Raw genomic sequence first — 15,501 nt, 5'->3', positions numbered from 1 at the left:
CGGTACTGCGTCACGCGGGTGTGTCGCCACCTGCGATGAATTGAACGTGTACTGTCGAACTGACGGTCTCGGTCGTTGCCAGGGCTGAAACGACCCAGCGCCGAAACGACAAAGGGCTGAAACAACAAAGGGCTGAAACAACCAAGGGCCGCGCGATCCGCGCGGCCCTTGGTTTCGTGACCGCGATGCGGCCGCGCCTCAGCGCCATTCGACTTTGGCGATTTCGTAGGACTTGGCGCCGCCGGGCGCCATCACCTCGACCGTGGTGCCCATCTTCTTGCCGATGAGGGCGCGGGCGAGCGGGGAGGTGATGGAGATCTTGCCCTTCTTGGCGTCTGCTTCGACCTCGCCGACGATCTGCCAGACCGTCTTCTTCTCGGTGTCCTCGTCGATCAGGGTCACGGTCGCGCCGAACTTGATCGTCTCGCCGGAGAGCTTCGTGACGTCGATCACGTCGGCGCGCGCGAGCTTGTCCTCAAGCTCCGCAATGCGGCCTTCATTGTGCGACTGCTCTTCCTTGGCGGCGTGATATTCCGCGTTCTCCGACAGGTCGCCATGCGAGCGCGCCTCGGCGATGTGCTCGATGATGCGCGGGCGGTCCACCGATTGGCGCTGCTTCAGCTCGTTCTCAAGCGCGGCGTAGCCGCCCGAGGTCATGGGAACCTTTTCGACCATTTCTTCTCGTCCTTCAGTCGTGCGGGCAAGGGGCGCGCACGATCAGCATCTTCAGAATAGGCCTTTGCGGCCCAATGCAAAGCCCGAAACCCCGATCATACCGGACCACGAAAGGCCGGACCAACATCGAACGGGGCGGCGAGTTCCTGCCGTGAGGCTTTATTGCCGATTATTGCCAATCGCTTAGCCGGCGGTTGCCCGCGCGGCGCGATTAGTTTTCGGAAAAGTAACTCTGCAAGGTGCGGACCTCAAGGTCTCCCCCGAGATAGGCGCGGATGCCTTGCGCGGCCGCCACAGCACCCGAAAGAGTGGTGTAATACGGCACTTTATGCAAGAGGGCAGCGCGCCGCAGCGAGCGGCTGTCCGCGAGCGCCTGCGGGCCTTCCGTGGTGTTGAAGACCAGCTGGATGTCGCCATTGGTGATGGCGTCCACGATATGCGGACGGCCTTCCAGGACCTTGTTGATCTTCTCGGTCGGGACCCCCTGATCGACCAGGTAGCGCTGGGTGCCGGAGGTCGCGACGACCTTGAAGCCGAGTTCGTGCAGCATCCGCACGACCTCGGTGATTCGGGCCTTGTCGCTCTCGCGCACGGAGACGAACACCGTGCCTTTGCGCGGGACCCGCGTGCCTCCGCCAAGCTGGCTTTTGGCGAAGGCCACCTCGAAGGATCGGTCGATGCCCATGACCTCGCCGGTCGAACGCATCTCCGGGCCGAGCACGGTGTCGACGCCGGGGAAGCGGGCGAACGGAAACACCGATTCCTTGACGCCGACATGCTTGAGCGCGCGCTTGGTCAGGCCGAAATCGGCGAGCTTCTCGCCGGCCATGATTCGGGCCGCGATCTTGGCCACGGGCGTACCGACCACCTTGGCGACGAAGGGCACCGTGCGTGACGCGCGCGGGTTCACTTCGAGCACGTAGATCGTGCCGTCCTTGATGGCATACTGCACGTTCATCAGCCCGACCACGTCGAGCCCGAGTGCGAGTTCGCGCGTCTGGCGCTCCAACTCGGCGATCGTGGTCTCGTCGAGCGAATGCGGCGGCAGCGAGCAGGCGGAGTCGCCGGAATGGATGCCGGCCTCCTCGATGTGCTCCATGATGCCGACCACGAAGGTGTCCTTGCCGTCGGAGAGACAGTCGACATCCACTTCGGTGGCATCGGAGAGGTAGCGGTCGAACAGCAGCGGGTTCTTGCCGAGCACCGTGTTGATCTGGCCGGTCTTGTCGTTCGGATAGCGCGCCTTGACATCGGCCGGCACCAGCTCAGGCAGGGTGCCGAGCAGGTAATCGCTGAGCTGGTTGTCTTCGCGGATGATCTGCATCGCGCGGCCGCCGAGCACGTAGGACGGACGCACCACCAGCGGCAGGCCGAGATCGGCGGCGACGAGGCGGGCCTGCTCGACCGAATAGGCGATGCCGTTCTTCGGCTGTTTCAGATGCAGCTTGTCGAGGATGCGCTTGAAACGGTCGCGGTCCTCGGCGAGGTCGATTGCCTCGGGCGAGGTGCCGAGAATCGGCACCTCGGCCGCCTCCAGCGCGCGCGCCAGCTTGAGCGGCGTCTGGCCGCCGAACTGCACGATGACCCCGTGCAAGGTGCCGTTCTTGCGCTCGGTCGCGATGATTTCCAGCACGTCCTCGGCCGTCAGCGGCTCGAAATACAGACGATCGGCGGTGTCGTAGTCGGTCGACACGGTCTCCGGATTGCAGTTGACCATGATGGTCTCGTAGCCGGCGTCGGCCAGCGCGAAACAGGCATGGCAGCAGCAATAGTCGAACTCGATACCTTGGCCGATGCGGTTCGGTCCGCCGCCGAGAATGACAACCTTCTTCTTGTCGGACGGAGCGCTTTCGTCGGCGAGTTGGCCTGCGAACAGCGTCTCGTAGCTCGAATACATGTAGGCCGTCGGCGACGCGAACTCCGCCGCGCAGGTGTCGATGCGCTTGAACGCCGGACGCACGCCGAGCGCGTGCCGCTTGGCCGCGACCTCGGCTTCGGTCGTGTTGGCCAGCACGGCGAGCCGCGCGTCGGAGAAGCCCATCGCCTTCAGGGTGCGCATCCCGTTCGCGTTCGGCGGCAGGCCGTGCCGGCGCACTTTGTCTTCCATTTCGACGATGCCGCGCATCTGCGCCAGGAACCAGGGATCAATCTTGCAGGAGTTGAAGATCTCCTCGTCCGACCAGCCGAGGCGCATGGCCTGGGCCACCTGCAGGATCCGGTTCGGCGTCGGCGTGCCCAGGGCGGCGCGGATCGCGTTCTTGTCGTCGCCGCGGCCGAGCCCGTCGATCTCGATCTCGTCGAGGCCGGTCAGGCCCGTCTCCAGACCGCGGAGCGCCTTTTGCAGGCTCTCCTGGAAGGTCCGTCCGATCGCCATGACCTCGCCGACCGACTTCATCGAGGTGGTCAGCGTGGTCGAGGCGCCCGGGAATTTTTCGAAGGCAAAGCGCGGGATCTTGGTGACGACATAGTCGATGGTCGGCTCGAACGACGCCGGCGTCGCGCCGCCGGTGATGTCGTTGGCGATCTCGTCGAGCGTGTAGCCGACGGCGAGCTTGGCCGCGACCTTGGCGATCGGGAAGCCGGTCGCCTTTGAGGCCAGCGCCGAGGAGCGCGACACCCGCGGATTCATCTCGATCACGACCATGCGGCCGTCAGCCGGGTTGACGCCGAACTGCACGTTGGAGCCGCCGGTCTCGACGCCGATCTCGCGCAGCACCGCCAGCGAGGCGTCGCGCATGATCTGATATTCCTTGTCGGTCAAGGTCAGCGCTGGCGCAACCGTGATGCTGTCGCCGGTGTGCACGCCCATCGGATCGAGGTTCTCGATCGAGCAGATGATGATGCAGTTGTCCTTCTTGTCGCGGACCACCTCCATCTCATACTCCTTCCACCCGAGCACCGATTCTTCGATCAGCACTTCGTTGGTGGGGGACGCGTCGAGGCCACGCTCGATGATGTCGAGGAATTCTTCCTTGTTGTAGGCGATGCCGCCGCCGGTGCCGCCCATGGTGAAGGACGGACGGATGATCGCGGGCAGGCCGATCTCGGACAGCGCCATCATGGCTTCGCCGAGCGCGTATTCCTGATAGCGCTTGCGGCGCTCGTTCTCACCCAAGCTCCATTGCCGGTCGAGCTCGTCGCGCGCGGGTCCCGACAGCTTCTCGCGCTCGGCGAGATATTTGTCGCGAAACTGCTTCTTGAGCGCGGAGGCGTTGGCGAGTCGCGACTTCGGCGTCTGCAGCCCGATCTTCTCCATCGCGTTGCGGAACAGCTGGCGGTCTTCCGCCTTGTCGATCGCGTCAGCCGTGGCGCCGATCATCTCGACGTCGAACTTCTCCAGCGTGCCCTGCCGGCGCAGCGACAGCGCGCAGTTCAGCGCGGTCTGTCCGCCCATCGTGGGCAGCAGCGCAAAGCCGCCGGGGATGACGTGGCGCTCCTTCTCGATGATCCTGGCGACGATCTCGGGCGTGATCGGCTCGATATAGGTCGCATCGGCCAGTTCCGGATCGGTCATGATCGTGGCCGGGTTGGAGTTGACGAGGACGACGCGATAGCCCTCCTCCTTCAGCGCCTTCACCGCCTGCGTGCCCGAATAGTCGAACTCGCAGGCCTGGCCGATGACGATCGGGCCGGCGCCAATGATCAGGATTGTGGAGATGTCGGTGCGTTTCGGCATTCAAGCTCACGGGCAAGAAACGGGCAGGAATTGGGCACAAAAAAAGGGCGCGCGTATCGCGCGTCCCCGTAAGGCCAAGGCGCGACCTGTGCTCGCGCGCGAGCGGTCTTTAGACCAGTTTCCGCTGACCGAAAAGGGTTTTGGGTCGAAATCAACGGCCAATTTGGCGGGGCGGGGCCAAAACGGGCTCTGGGCAGAGGGCAGGATGACGGCTGCGAGATCTGGAGGCCCGGCCTGGACTTGAACCAGGTTCAAGAGCGTTGCACCGCTCTTCGCGTCGTAGCTTCCGCCACCGGGCCGAACGCGATCTTACCTCTCACGGGCCCGTGAGCCAGCCCGTGTTACAGTTAACCCTAACTGCATTGCCGAACTTGGCTGCGTCCCCGGCCGATCGCCGCCGGCGCCGCCAGGTCAGGCCTTGCCAGGGGCTGGTCTGGCCTCGAACGTCATGCGCCAGGGGTTGTAGCCGATATTCTTAGGCGCCCGGACGGCGCTGAGGCCGGCGTTCTTCAGCCGGGCCAGGATGTCGGCCTCGCTGTAGCGCTGCAGGCCGACCTTGGTGCGGAGTTGCCGGTAATCGGACAGCGCCGTTGCGACCAGCCCCACCAGCGCATCCTTCAGGAAACCATTGCGCGCGGCGAACATCAGCAGCGCCAGCACGTCGCGGAGCATGCCGACGTCCGGGCGCAGGACGTCGCCCAGCACGAATTTGCCCGAGGGCTTCAGCAGCCGACGGATCACGGCCAGCGCAGCGTCGAACTCGGCCTCGCTCATATATTGCGCCACCGAGTTCATGACGACGAGGTCGACCGAGCCCTCCTGCATGTTGCGCAGTTCGTCGAGCGAGCGCACGCGGATCTTGGTGTTCGGGGCAAAGCGCGCGATCAGCCGGCCCCGCACGCCCGGCGCCGGCTCTGCCAGGATCAGCGTCATGCAGGATTCGGCGACCTTTGCGGCCGACAGCGCCTCGCCGCAGGAATAATCGAGAACGACGGCGTCGGGCGAGGGGATGTAGCCGACGATATCGCGTGCAATCACCTGGAAATGCAGGTCGCGGTGGAGCTTGCTCGCATAGATCGTGTGCGTGGAATCGTAATAATCGATCCAATCGTCCATGGCGGGGTTCCGGCAAACACAGTTCCTTGAACGGAACTGCAGGGGTCAGCGAGCGTTAACGGGTCCGTTGACCCGTGTCCATTGCTGCTTCTAACAGGAAGGTTAAGCCGTGAGTAAAGCAAAGACCGACAAGACCGCCCCCGAACTCGATACGCCGACCGATCTGTCGCCGGATGCGGTGAACAAGATCTCCACGGCGCTGAACACGCTGCTGGCCGACGCCTTTGCGCTCTACCTCAAGACCAAGAACTTTCATTGGCATGTCAGTGGACGGCATTTTCATGACTATCACGAGATGCTGGACGAGCAATCGGACGCCATCTTCGCCACCACCGACCAGCTCGCCGAACGCGTGCGCAAGCTCGGTGGCACCACGCTGAAATCGATCAGCCAGATCAGCAAGCTGCAGACGATCAAGGACAACAACGAAGAGTATGTGCCGCCGCGCGAGATGCTGCGGGAGTTGATGGAAGACAACAAGCACATCGCCGCGGCGATGCGGAAGGCGCATGGACTGTGCGACGACAATGACGATCCGGCGACCGCGGGCCTGCTGGAGAATTTCATCGACGAGACCGAGCGCCGCACCTGGTTTCTGTTCGAGGCCAGCCGCCAGGAAGGCAGCAACGCCGCCTGAGCTGATCGCCTGGCACGGTCCGAGAGACGCGCTGCGACGACGTGGCGCGTTTCTCAGCTCTGGCCAGAGCCGCTCATCGCGAGCAGGCTGCGATAGATCATGTAGGCCGCCACCGCAAAGACCATCGTCGCGAACACCTTGTTCAAGGTGCCGCGCGTTGCGGACAGGCGCGCCGCGAGCCTGGCGCCGGCAAGACCACCGGCGATGCCGGCGATCAGGAAGATCCCCGCGAGGGTCCAATCCACCAGCCCCGACAGCGCATAATTGGCAGCAGTCGTCAGGCCGAAGGTAGTGACCGAGACCAGCGAAGACCCGATCGCCGAGAGGATCGGCATGCCCGTTGCGAACATCAGGGCCGGCACGATCAGAAAGCCGCCGCCGATGCCGAAGAAGCCCGACAGCGTTCCTGTGCCCAGCCCGAACGCCAGCAGTGGCAGCAGATTGCGGCGTGACAGTCTGACGTCCAATTGGCTGTCAGTGCCGCGCTTGCGCAGCATCAGCAGGCCGATGACGATCATGACCAGGGCGAACAGCAACAGCAGCTTCTGACCGTCGACCATCTTGCCCAGCGTCGAGCCGGCCAGCGCGCCGACCATGCCTGCGGCCGCGAAGATCAGCGCGCAGGGCCATTTGACGTGACCGGAGCGGGCGTGATTGACGAGGTTGGCAGCCGCATTGACGGCCACGGCCACCGCGCTGGTGCCGATCGCGACATGCGGATTGCCAACGCCCACCAGATAGACCATCAGCGGCACGGCCAGCACGGAGCCGCCGCCGCCGATCAGGCCGAGCGTGAATCCGACCAGCGAGCCGGAGAGCGAGCCGAGCGCGAGCTCGGCGGCGGGCAAATTCATCCTGCGATGCTCCGGATTGTCGTGAGGCGTTGCGGGCCGGGCGCCGCGGCGGGTGGCCACGCGGTCCGCGATCGTCTGTGCTTGTGGATCGGCCGGCCGTCGCTCAGAGCGCGTTGAGCGGGACCTTCAGGAAGCGCCGGCCGCTGGCATCCGGAGACGGCAGCTGCCCGGCCTTCATGTTGACCTGCAGTGAGGGAATGATCAGCCGTGGCATGTCCAGGGTGCGGTCGCGCGCTTCCCGCGCCATGACGAACTGGTCCTCGGTGATGCCGTCGCGCGCGTGGATGTTGTGGGCGCGCTGCTCGGCCACCGTCGTCTCCCAGCGAATATCGCGGCCGTTGGGACCGTAATCGTGGCACATCAGCAGCCGTGTCGTCTCCGGCAGCTGCAGGACGCGGCGGATCGAGCGATACAATGTGCGGGCATCGCCGCCGGGAAAATCGGCCCGCGCCGATCCGCCATCGGGCATGAACAGCGTGTCGCCGACGAAGGCGGCGTCGCCGATCACATGGGTCATGCAGGCCGGCGTATGGCCCGGCGTGTGCATCGCGAACGCGGTCATGCCGCCGATCTGGTAGCTGTCGCCGTCGTGAAACAGGCGATCGAACTGGCTGCCGTCACGCTGAAATTCCGTGCCTTCGTTGAAGATCTTGCCGAACGTCTCCTGCACGATCCGGATGCCTGCGCCGATGCCGATCCTGCCGCCCAGCCTGGACTGGATGTAGGGCGCCGCCGACAGATGATCGGCGTGGACATGGGTCTCGATCAGCCATTCCAGAGACCAGCCGCGATCCGCGATCAGGCGAATGATGGTGTCAGCGGAGGTCGGCGCGATCCGGCCGGACGCATAATCGATGTCCATGACGGAATCGATCACCGCGCAGGCCGCCGAGCTCGGATCTTTGACCACATAGCTGACGGTGTTGGTCGCCGGATCGAAGAACGGCGTGATGTCGGGCTTCACCGACAGGTCGACCGCGTGCGGAACGTTGGACATTTGCCCCTCTGGCGCAAGCTGTTTCTGGTTCATTCTGTCAGCGCAGACGCGAGTGATGGCTGTCGGTCCGCGACCCTGCGTGCCGCGGCCATTCCGACCATCATGGCGATCACGAACAGCAGGATCGCGGGCGAGCCGTAGCCGAGCGCCACGAAGGCCGGACCCGGACAGATGCCGGCGAGCCCCCAGCCGATGCCGAAGATCGCCGGTCCGGCCGCGATCCGCCAATCCAGGGTTTGCGACGGTGGCAAGTGAAAGCGCTCGCCAAGAACCGGACGCTGCCGCCGGCGGACGAGCTGGAAGCCCGCGAAGGTCACCCCCACGGCTCCGGCCATCACGAGTAGCAGGCTCGGGTCCCAGCCGCCGGAAGGGATGGCGGCGAGGTCGAGGAAGTTCAGCACCTTCTCCGGATTGGACATGCCGGACAGCAGCAGTCCGAATCCGAACACGAGCCCGACCACGAACTGGATCACGATGATCATCGGCTGCCTCACATCACATGCCGAACGAGAAAAGTGGTTGCGACAGCCGTGGCCATGAAGACGAGTGTGGCGACCATCGAGCGCGGCGACAGGCTGGCGATGCCGCAGACGCCGTGGCCCGAGGTGCAGCCATTGCCCCAGACCGCGCCGAAGCCGACCAGCAGCCCGGCGACGATCAGTGCGATGGGGCCGATGTCCAGCGTGAGCGGCGGCAGGCGTCCGGTCGTGAGACGAACCACCAGGGTCGCGACGATCAGCCCGGCGATGAACGCGATGCGCCCGGCGAGTGCGCCGTCCCAGGGCGGCAGCAGTCTTGCGGCAATCCCGCTCACCCCCGCGATCCGCCCGGTCAGGCCCATCATCATGACCGCCGCCGCGCCGATGAGAGCGCCACCAGCGAGCGCCGCAATGGCTGTATATTCGGTCGTCATGTGCTCCTGATTCCTCGAGGCATCGTTCGTTGCAATCGGCTATCATGTGCATTATTGCTTATGTACGAAAATAGAGAAGTAACGATCATGTCAAGTCGGACAGCGCGGAATCGGCGGGACGCTTCGGTGGCGGGGCTAGAGGACAAGGCGGAGGAGGCGGCCGGCCTGCTCGCGGCCATGGCCAATCCCAAGCGGCTGATGGTGCTTTGCAACCTTATCGATGGCGAGCGCGCCGTCGGCGATCTGGCCGAGCAGGTCGGACTGCGGCAGGCGGCCCTGTCGCAGCATCTCGGCAAGATGCGCGCGCTCGATCTGGTGGCGACGCGCCGCGACGGCCAGACCATCTATTACCGGCTGGCGAGCCACGAGGTTCGCGAGATCCTGCAGACCCTGTACCGGTTGTACTGCGCCTGATCAACTGTCCGGGCGCCACAGCCGGGTCAACGCTCCAGCTTCGCCGAAAACGGGCTTGGTCCGCAGCTCAAAAAAATGCCCGGGACCAGCCCGGGCATCTGCAATCAACTGGGCGGCGTCACGCCGCGCTGCGCTTGTTCTCGCGCATCAGTTCGGCAAAGCGCTGGAACAGATAATGCGAGTCGCGCGGGCCGGGAGAGGCTTCGGGATGGTACTGCACCGAAAACACCGGCTTGCCCTCGAGCGCAATGCCGCAGTTCGAGCCGTCGAACAGCGAGATGTGCGTCTGGGTCGCACCGGCCGGCAGGGTATCCTGGTCGACCGCGAAACCATGGTTCATCGAGGTGATCTCGACCTTGCCCGTGGTCTCGTCCTTGACCGGATGGTTGGCGCCGTGATGGCCCTGGTGCATCTTCTTGGTCTTGGCGCCGACGGCGAGGCCGAGCATCTGGTGACCGAGGCAGATGCCGAAGGTCGGCGTGCCCGAGGCGATCACCTGCTGGATGACAGGCACGGCATATTTGCCGGTCGCGGCCGGATCGCCGGGACCGTTCGACAGGAACACGCCGTCCGGCTTCATCGCCATGATGTCCTCGGCCGACGTCGTCGCCGGAACCACCGTCACCTTGCAGCCGACGCCGGCGAGCAGGCGCAGGATGTTGCGCTTGATGCCGTAATCGATCGCGACGACGTTGAATTCCGGCTTGGTCTGTTGGCCGAAGCCCTCGTTCCACACCCAGGGGGTCTCGTCCCAGGTGAAGCGCTGCGCCGAGGTGACCATCGGCACGAGGTCCATGCCTTCCAGCCCTGGCCACTCCCGCGCCTCCTTCTTCAACGCGTCGAGATCGAATTGGCCATCCTTGGAATAGGCGATCACCGCATTCGGCATGCCCTTGGAGCGGATCAGCGCGGTCAAGGCGCGGGTGTCGATGCCCGACAGGCCGATGATGCCGCGGGCACGCAGCCACTGGTCGAGATGCCGGGTGGCGCGGTAGTTCGACGGGTCCGAGATCGCGGTGCGCAGGATCACCCCACGGGCGCCCGGCGTCGCCGCCATGTTCACCGTCTCAATATCCTCGTCGTTGGTGCCGACATTGCCGATATGCGGGAAGGTGAAGGTGATGAGCTGGCCGGCATAGGACGGATCGGTCAGGATCTCCTCATAGCCGGTCATTGCGGTGTTGAAGCAGACCTCGCCCACGGCGTGGCCTTCGGCGCCGAGGCCGAAGCCTTCCAGCACCGTTCCATCGGCGAGCACGAGGAGCGCGGTCGGTTTATGGTCCGGCCAGGCGGCGTCAGTATCGATGTGTGTCATGAGGCCCCTACATAGAGGGGCGAGGGCTCGGCGTCAAAGCGGGAAGCGGGCGATTCACACGCCATTTCGGTCAATTTGCGCTGAAAATGGGCCAATTTCAGCCCGCAAGGCTGGAACAGATGCGGAACCGAGTTGTTTCGCGGGGACGAACCGCCTAGACCTGCCGCCAACCGAATTCGAAAGGGCGAGATCATGCTGCGCGACGACATCAACAATGCGGTGAAGGAGGCGATGAAGGCCAAGGACGAGCGCAAGCTGTCCACCCTTCGCATGGTGAATTCGACGCTCAAGAACGCCGACATTGCCGCGCGCGGTGAGGGCAAGCCGCCGCTCACCGATGCCGACGTGCTCGCGGTGCTGCAGAAGATGATCAAGCAGCGCCAGGAATCGGTCGAGCTGTATGAAAAGGGCGGCCGCGCCGAGCTCGCCGCCGGCGAGCGCGAGGAGATCGCAGTCATCTCGGCCTATCTGCCGAAGCAGATGAGCGAGGACGAGGTGAAATCGGCCATTTCCGCCGCGGTTTCTGAGACCAGCGCCGCCGGCATGAAGGACATGGGCAAGGTGATCGCCGTGCTGAAGGCCAAGTACACCGGCCAGATGGATTTCGCAAAGGCCAGCGCGCTGGTGAAGGCCGCGCTGTCGGGTTGACCGCTGCTTGTGGTGCGCATCGGCCGGTCGGCACGTCCGGTGAGCTCCCTCTCCCCGTTCTTGCGGGGAGAGGGTTGGGGTGAGGGGCAGCCACGCGCACCGGCCGTGCGGAGAGCCCCCCTCACCCGGATTGCATTTAATGATGCAATCCGAACTCTCCCCGCCCTAGCCGAGCTTCGCTTCGCCCTGGCGGGGCGAAGTGCACCGCGCAAGCGACGGACGCCGTCGCCGTCAGCAGGTGTGCAAGTGATGAACTAACAACCGAGAGGGAAACGCCTCCGCCATGCTCAAGGAAACGTCCGACTACGACCTGCTCTATAGCGACTTCCGCTGGGAGATCCCGGCGCAGTTCAACATTGCGGTTGCGACCTGCGATCGCCATGCGGACGGTTCGGGACGCCTCGCGCTGATCGTCGTCGAGGAAGACGGCACCGCCCGCCGCGTCTCGTTCGATGAATTGCGCGACTTCTCCTGCCGCTTCGCCAATGTGTTGAAGGCCGATGGCCTCGCCCAGGGCGATCGCGTCGCGGTGTTTCTCTCGCAGTCGCTGGAGCTGCCGATCGTCCATCTCGCGGCGTTCCGTGCCGGCCTCGTGTCCGTGCCGTTGTTCACTTTGTTCGGCGAGGACGCGCTGCAATTCCGGCTGCAGAATTCCGGCGCCAAGGTCGTGGTCACCGACGCTGTCGGCCTCGCCAAGCTCGCAACGATCCGCCACCACTTGCCGGAGCTGAAGACGGTCTACGTCATCGACGGCGATGGTGCCGGCGCCCGGCCATTCTGGCCGACGCTCGAGCGGGCCTCCGATCGCTTCCCAACCGTGGCCACGTCGAGCGATGATCCGGCCATCATCATCTACACCTCGGGCACAACGGGAAATCCGAAGGGCGCACTGCACGCCCATCGCGTGCTGCTCGGCCATCTGCCCAATGTCGAGATGGTGCATGGCTTCCTGCCGAAGCCCGGCGACGTGATGTGGACGCCGGCCGATTGGGCCTGGATCGGCGGACTGTTCGATGCGCTGTTTCCGGCCTGGTATCACGCGGTCCCGGTGGTGGGCTATCGCGCCAGGAAGTTCGTGCCGCAGGCCGCGATGCAGTTGATGGCCGACTATGCGATCCGTAACGTCTTTCTGCCGCCGACCGCGCTGAAGCTGATGCGCCAGGCCAATGTCAAACATGACGGCGTCAAGCTGCGCAGCATCCTGACCGGTGGCGAGTCGCTCGGCGCCGAACTGCTCGACTGGGTGCGCACAACCTTCGGCATCGACGCCCACGAGATCTATGGTCAGACCGAATGCAATCTCGTCGTCGGCAACAACGCAAAGCTGTTTCCGATCCGGCCGGGCTCGATGGGCAAGGCCACGCCGGGATTCGACGTTCTGATCGTCAACGACAAGGGCGAGGAGCTGCCGCGCGGCACGAGGGGCATCATCGGCGTGCGCCAGCCCAATCCCTGCACGATGATCGAATATTGGCGCAATCCCGAAGCAACACGGAAGAAGTTCGCCGGCGACGTGCTGCTGACCGGCGATCTTGGCGCCCAGGATGCCGACGGCTATTTCTGGTATGCGAGCCGCGAGGATGACGTCATCACCTCGGCCGGCTATCGCATCGGCCCGGCGGAGATCGAGGACACGCTGCTCAAGCATCCCGCCGTGGCGCTCGCCGCGGTCGTCGGCATTCCCGATCCGGTGCGCACCGAGGCGGTCAAGGCGTGGATCGTGCTGCGGCCGGGGGTCGTTGCGAATGACACGCTGTCGCGGGAGATCCAGGACTTCGTCAAGGTGAAGCTCGCCGCGCATGAATATCCGCGTCACGTGGAATTCACCGACAGCCTGCCGATGACGGCGACAGGCAAGGTGCTGCGGCGCGAGCTGCGGGCGCGGGGGTAGGGCTTTCGTTGGATTGAGCGCGATGGCGCGGCTTTCTGACAGACTGCGCATGTCGCGGCAGATTGTATCGCTCACTGAGGCATTTTGAGACCTCGCAATCGTCCTCTTGCCCACAAGTTGAAATTGAAATCGCGGGCCTCTCACTGTTAGCATCAGGCCAAAGACTAACAGTCAGGAGGGACCGCCGATGACCGCATCCGTATCGGGACGAACAGACCCCGTGGTGCGCCGCATCACCACGGCCGATATTGCCGAGGCCCTGACGCAGGGCCTGCGCGACTTTCAGGCGCAGCCGCTGTTCGGCCTCGCTTTCGGCCTGATCTATGTGCTTGGCGGTATCAGCATCGTGCTGTGTGTCACCGCCTTCGGCATGGTCTATCTCGCTTATCCCTTGGCCGCGGGCTTTGCGTTGATCGGCCCGTTCGTCGCCATCGGCCTCTACGAGGTCAGCCGCCGCCGCGAGCTTGGTCAGCCGATCTCCTATGGAGCGATCCTGCGCACCGTCACCTCGCGTGGCGAGATCGGGTGGATGGCGTTCGTCACGCTGTTCTTCTTCGTCATCTGGATGTACCAGGTGCGCCTCCTGATCGCGCTGCTGCTCGGGCTCAATGCCTCTTTCTCCAGCATCAAGGAGTTCATGACGGTGGTGCTGACGACCAATGAGGGCCTGCTGTTCCTCGTGATCGGCAATCTCGACGGCGCGGCGCTGTCGCTGGTGCTGTTCTCGCTCACCGTGGTGTCGTTTCCGCTCCTGCTCGATCGCGACGTCGATTTCGTCACCGCGATGATCACCAGCGTGCGGGCGGTGGTGGCCAGTCCCGGACCGATGATCGGCTGGGCCGCCATCATCACCGTGCTGCTGATCATCTCGGCGCTGCCTTATTTCCTCGGGCTGCTGGTGACCGTGCCCGTTCTGGGCCATGCGACCTGGCACCTCTATCGCCGCATCGTCGCGCCAGCCTGAGGGGAGATTGCGCCGAGCGGCTGGCTCGGCGCATGATGGTCTGGATCCAGCCGGGGGAAGGGCCGCGCCGGAGCCGTTCGGATCAGGAGGGGCCGCGTGCCGGACAACATCGCGCTGTTTGCCACGATCATCCTGCTGCTGCCGATGTTCTATTTGCTGCTGGCCGCGCCGGCCTTCCTGCTGGTGCGGCTCGACATCGTCCAGGTCACGCAGCTGCTGCGCGGCATGTTCGATTCCTACTTTGTGGCGCTGGCGATCGCCGGCGGCATCGGCACGATCGCCGTCCTGGCGGACGGCCGTCCCGTTCTCGGCCTGGGCATCGGCGCGATCGCCGCCTTCGCGCTGCTCTCGCGCCGCTGGCTTTTGTTGCGGATGGACGCACATATCCGCGAGAGGGATTCCGGTGATGCGGCAGCCGTGCGCCGGCTGCGCTGGCTGCACTGGGTCGGCATGCTCAGTAACGCGGTCCAGGTCGGTGGCGTGCTGGCGTGCATTCCCCAGATTGCGGCGGTGTCGTAAGGCTCGATTAACCGGGCAGCTTGACGCCCAGCGTCTTCAACGCCGCGAGCATGCGCGCCGGCGGCGGCATCTTCACCGCCAGCGGTTTGCCGGTCTCGAGCACGCTCTTGAGGCCGGACAGGATCGCTGGCCAGCCCTGGCGCCCGCCGGATAGGATGTCGTCCGACAGCGGCCGATCATGCGCTTCGGTCATCGTGAGCCGCACGGCGTCGCCGGCCGGTTCGATCTCATAGGTGACGAGCGTGCGCCCGAGCGCCTCGACAAGACCGGGCCAGTTGACGTCCCAGGTGATGGTCAGCCGCTGCGGCGGCTGGCAGACGATCACCTCGCCGCTGATGTGCTCGGAGCCGTCGGGGGCGCGCACGATGAAGGCGCCGCCCGCCCTGAGGTCCGCTTCGACGGCGAAGCCGAAGAAATACTGCCGGCTGAACTTGGCCGAGGTCAGTGCGCGCCAGACCTCGTCCGGTTGGGCCGCGATGTAGATCGTGTAGACGGTCTCCGGCGAGAAGCGCGAGATGTCGAGATCTCGGCTCTTGCTCTTATCAGTCATCGCCATCCTCCAATCGCTTCTTCAATTCGCTGAGCGCGGTCAGCTTGGCGCGCTCGAATTTCCTGATCCAGCGCTCGCCGATCTGGTGGATCGGCACTGGATTGAGGAAATGCAGCTTCTCGCGGCCGTGCCGGAGTGTCGTGACCAGGTTGGCGGTCTCGAGAATCGCCAGATGCTTGGTCACGGCCTGCCGCGTCATTGCGAGGCCGTCGCAGAGCTCGGTCAGGGTCTGGCCGTTGCGCGCATGGAGCCTGTCGAGCAGTGCACGCCGCGAGGCGTCCGCCAGCGCCTTGAAGACCTCGTCCATGCAGCGAAGCATAGGCAACCAAAAG

At 64.8% G+C, this 15,501-nt stretch carries 16 protein-coding genes and 1 tRNA gene; 6 read left to right on the top strand and 11 right to left on the bottom strand.

All coding sequences use genetic code 11. The features are described from left to right. Positions 1 to 198: 198 nt before the first annotated feature. The 4 genes from greA to BBTA_RS31830 form a co-directional block, all read right to left on the bottom strand. Complete coding sequence (gene greA, locus BBTA_RS31840; RefSeq protein WP_012046626.1) at positions 199 to 675, bottom strand: transcription elongation factor GreA; 477 nt, start codon at positions 673 to 675, stop codon at positions 199 to 201. A gap of 211 nt (positions 676 to 886) precedes the next feature. Then, entirely contained in the window at positions 887 to 4,351 is a 3,465-nt protein-coding gene (carB, locus tag BBTA_RS31835) for a carbamoyl-phosphate synthase large subunit (RefSeq protein WP_012046625.1), read from the bottom strand. Positions 4,352 to 4,573: 222 nt separating this feature from the next. After that, a tRNA-OTHER gene (locus BBTA_RS40400) sits at positions 4,574 to 4,650 on the bottom strand. A 112-nt stretch (positions 4,651 to 4,762) separates the two neighbouring features. Then, entirely contained in the window at positions 4,763 to 5,467 is a 705-nt protein-coding gene (locus BBTA_RS31830) for a class I SAM-dependent methyltransferase (RefSeq protein ID WP_012046624.1), read from the bottom strand. A gap of 109 nt (positions 5,468 to 5,576) precedes the next feature. On the opposite strand from BBTA_RS31830, the gene BBTA_RS31825 reads away from it, so the two are divergent. Then, entirely contained in the window at positions 5,577 to 6,104 is a 528-nt protein-coding gene (locus BBTA_RS31825) for a Dps family protein (protein WP_012046623.1), read from the top strand. Positions 6,105 to 6,157: 53 nt separating this feature from the next. Here BBTA_RS31825 and BBTA_RS31820 read toward each other — a convergent pair whose 3' ends face one another. From BBTA_RS31820 to BBTA_RS31805, 4 genes are all read right to left on the bottom strand, one after another. Further along, positions 6,158 to 6,958 (bottom strand): sulfite exporter TauE/SafE family protein, encoded by an 801-nt coding sequence (locus tag BBTA_RS31820; RefSeq protein ID WP_041751026.1) that lies wholly within the window; start codon positions 6,956 to 6,958, stop codon positions 6,158 to 6,160. Positions 6,959 to 7,061: 103 nt separating this feature from the next. After that, complete coding sequence (locus tag BBTA_RS31815) at positions 7,062 to 7,955, bottom strand: MBL fold metallo-hydrolase (RefSeq protein ID WP_012046621.1); 894 nt, start codon at positions 7,953 to 7,955, stop codon at positions 7,062 to 7,064. Positions 7,956 to 7,984: 29 nt separating this feature from the next. Next, positions 7,985 to 8,437, bottom strand: coding sequence for a DUF6691 family protein (locus tag BBTA_RS31810; protein WP_012046620.1), 453 nt, complete (start codon positions 8,435 to 8,437; stop codon positions 7,985 to 7,987). 8 nt (positions 8,438 to 8,445) lie between these two features. After that, a complete protein-coding gene (locus tag BBTA_RS31805; RefSeq protein ID WP_335341769.1) occupies positions 8,446 to 8,904 on the bottom strand; it encodes a YeeE/YedE family protein in 459 nt (152 codons plus the stop codon). A 51-nt stretch (positions 8,905 to 8,955) separates the two neighbouring features. On the opposite strand from BBTA_RS31805, the gene BBTA_RS31800 reads away from it, so the two are divergent. After that, entirely contained in the window at positions 8,956 to 9,282 is a 327-nt protein-coding gene (locus BBTA_RS31800; protein ID WP_012046618.1) for a metalloregulator ArsR/SmtB family transcription factor, read from the top strand. Between the two features lie 118 nt (positions 9,283 to 9,400). Here BBTA_RS31800 and carA read toward each other — a convergent pair whose 3' ends face one another. Next, entirely contained in the window at positions 9,401 to 10,597 is a 1,197-nt protein-coding gene (gene carA, locus BBTA_RS31795; protein WP_012046617.1) for a glutamine-hydrolyzing carbamoyl-phosphate synthase small subunit, read from the bottom strand. A gap of 192 nt (positions 10,598 to 10,789) precedes the next feature. On the opposite strand from carA, the gene BBTA_RS31790 reads away from it, so the two are divergent. The 4 genes from BBTA_RS31790 to BBTA_RS31775 all read left to right on the top strand — a co-directional run bounded on the left by BBTA_RS31790 (position 10,790) and on the right by BBTA_RS31775 (position 14,619). Beyond that, positions 10,790 to 11,245, top strand: a complete 456-nt coding sequence (locus BBTA_RS31790) for a GatB/YqeY domain-containing protein (protein ID WP_012046616.1) — start codon at positions 10,790 to 10,792, stop codon at positions 11,243 to 11,245. A gap of 283 nt (positions 11,246 to 11,528) precedes the next feature. Further along, the gene (locus tag BBTA_RS31785; RefSeq protein WP_012046615.1) at positions 11,529 to 13,136 is read left to right on the top strand and encodes an acyl-CoA synthetase; all 1,608 of its coding nucleotides are present in this window, start codon (positions 11,529 to 11,531) and stop codon (positions 13,134 to 13,136) included. Positions 13,137 to 13,323: 187 nt separating this feature from the next. Continuing rightward, positions 13,324 to 14,100 carry a DUF2189 domain-containing protein gene (locus BBTA_RS31780; protein WP_041751025.1) on the top strand — a complete coding sequence of 259 codons (777 nt, stop codon included), beginning with the start codon at positions 13,324 to 13,326 and terminating at the stop codon, positions 14,098 to 14,100. 96 nt (positions 14,101 to 14,196) lie between these two features. After that, entirely contained in the window at positions 14,197 to 14,619 is a 423-nt protein-coding gene (locus BBTA_RS31775; protein WP_012046613.1) for a hypothetical protein, read from the top strand. Between the two features lie 7 nt (positions 14,620 to 14,626). On the opposite strand, the gene BBTA_RS31770 is transcribed toward BBTA_RS31775, so the two are convergent. Together BBTA_RS31770 and BBTA_RS31765 are read right to left on the bottom strand one after the other, a co-directional pair. Beyond that, entirely contained in the window at positions 14,627 to 15,175 is a 549-nt protein-coding gene (locus BBTA_RS31770) for an SRPBCC family protein (RefSeq protein WP_012046612.1), read from the bottom strand. Continuing rightward, positions 15,162 to 15,476: a helix-turn-helix transcriptional regulator gene (locus BBTA_RS31765; protein ID WP_012046611.1), complete on the bottom strand. Its 315-nt coding sequence runs from the start codon at positions 15,474 to 15,476 to the stop codon at positions 15,162 to 15,164. The genes BBTA_RS31770 and BBTA_RS31765 overlap by 14 nt, the downstream gene beginning before the upstream one ends. Between the last annotated feature and the right edge of the window lie 25 nt (positions 15,477 to 15,501).

Origin of the sequence: Bradyrhizobium sp. BTAi1 (assembly GCF_000015165.1) — a bacterium.
Taxonomy (GTDB): Bacteria; Pseudomonadota; Alphaproteobacteria; order Rhizobiales; family Xanthobacteraceae; genus Bradyrhizobium; species Bradyrhizobium denitrificans.
Note: the sequence above shows the minus strand (reverse complement) of the source record. Positions and strands in the feature narration are given on the sequence as shown.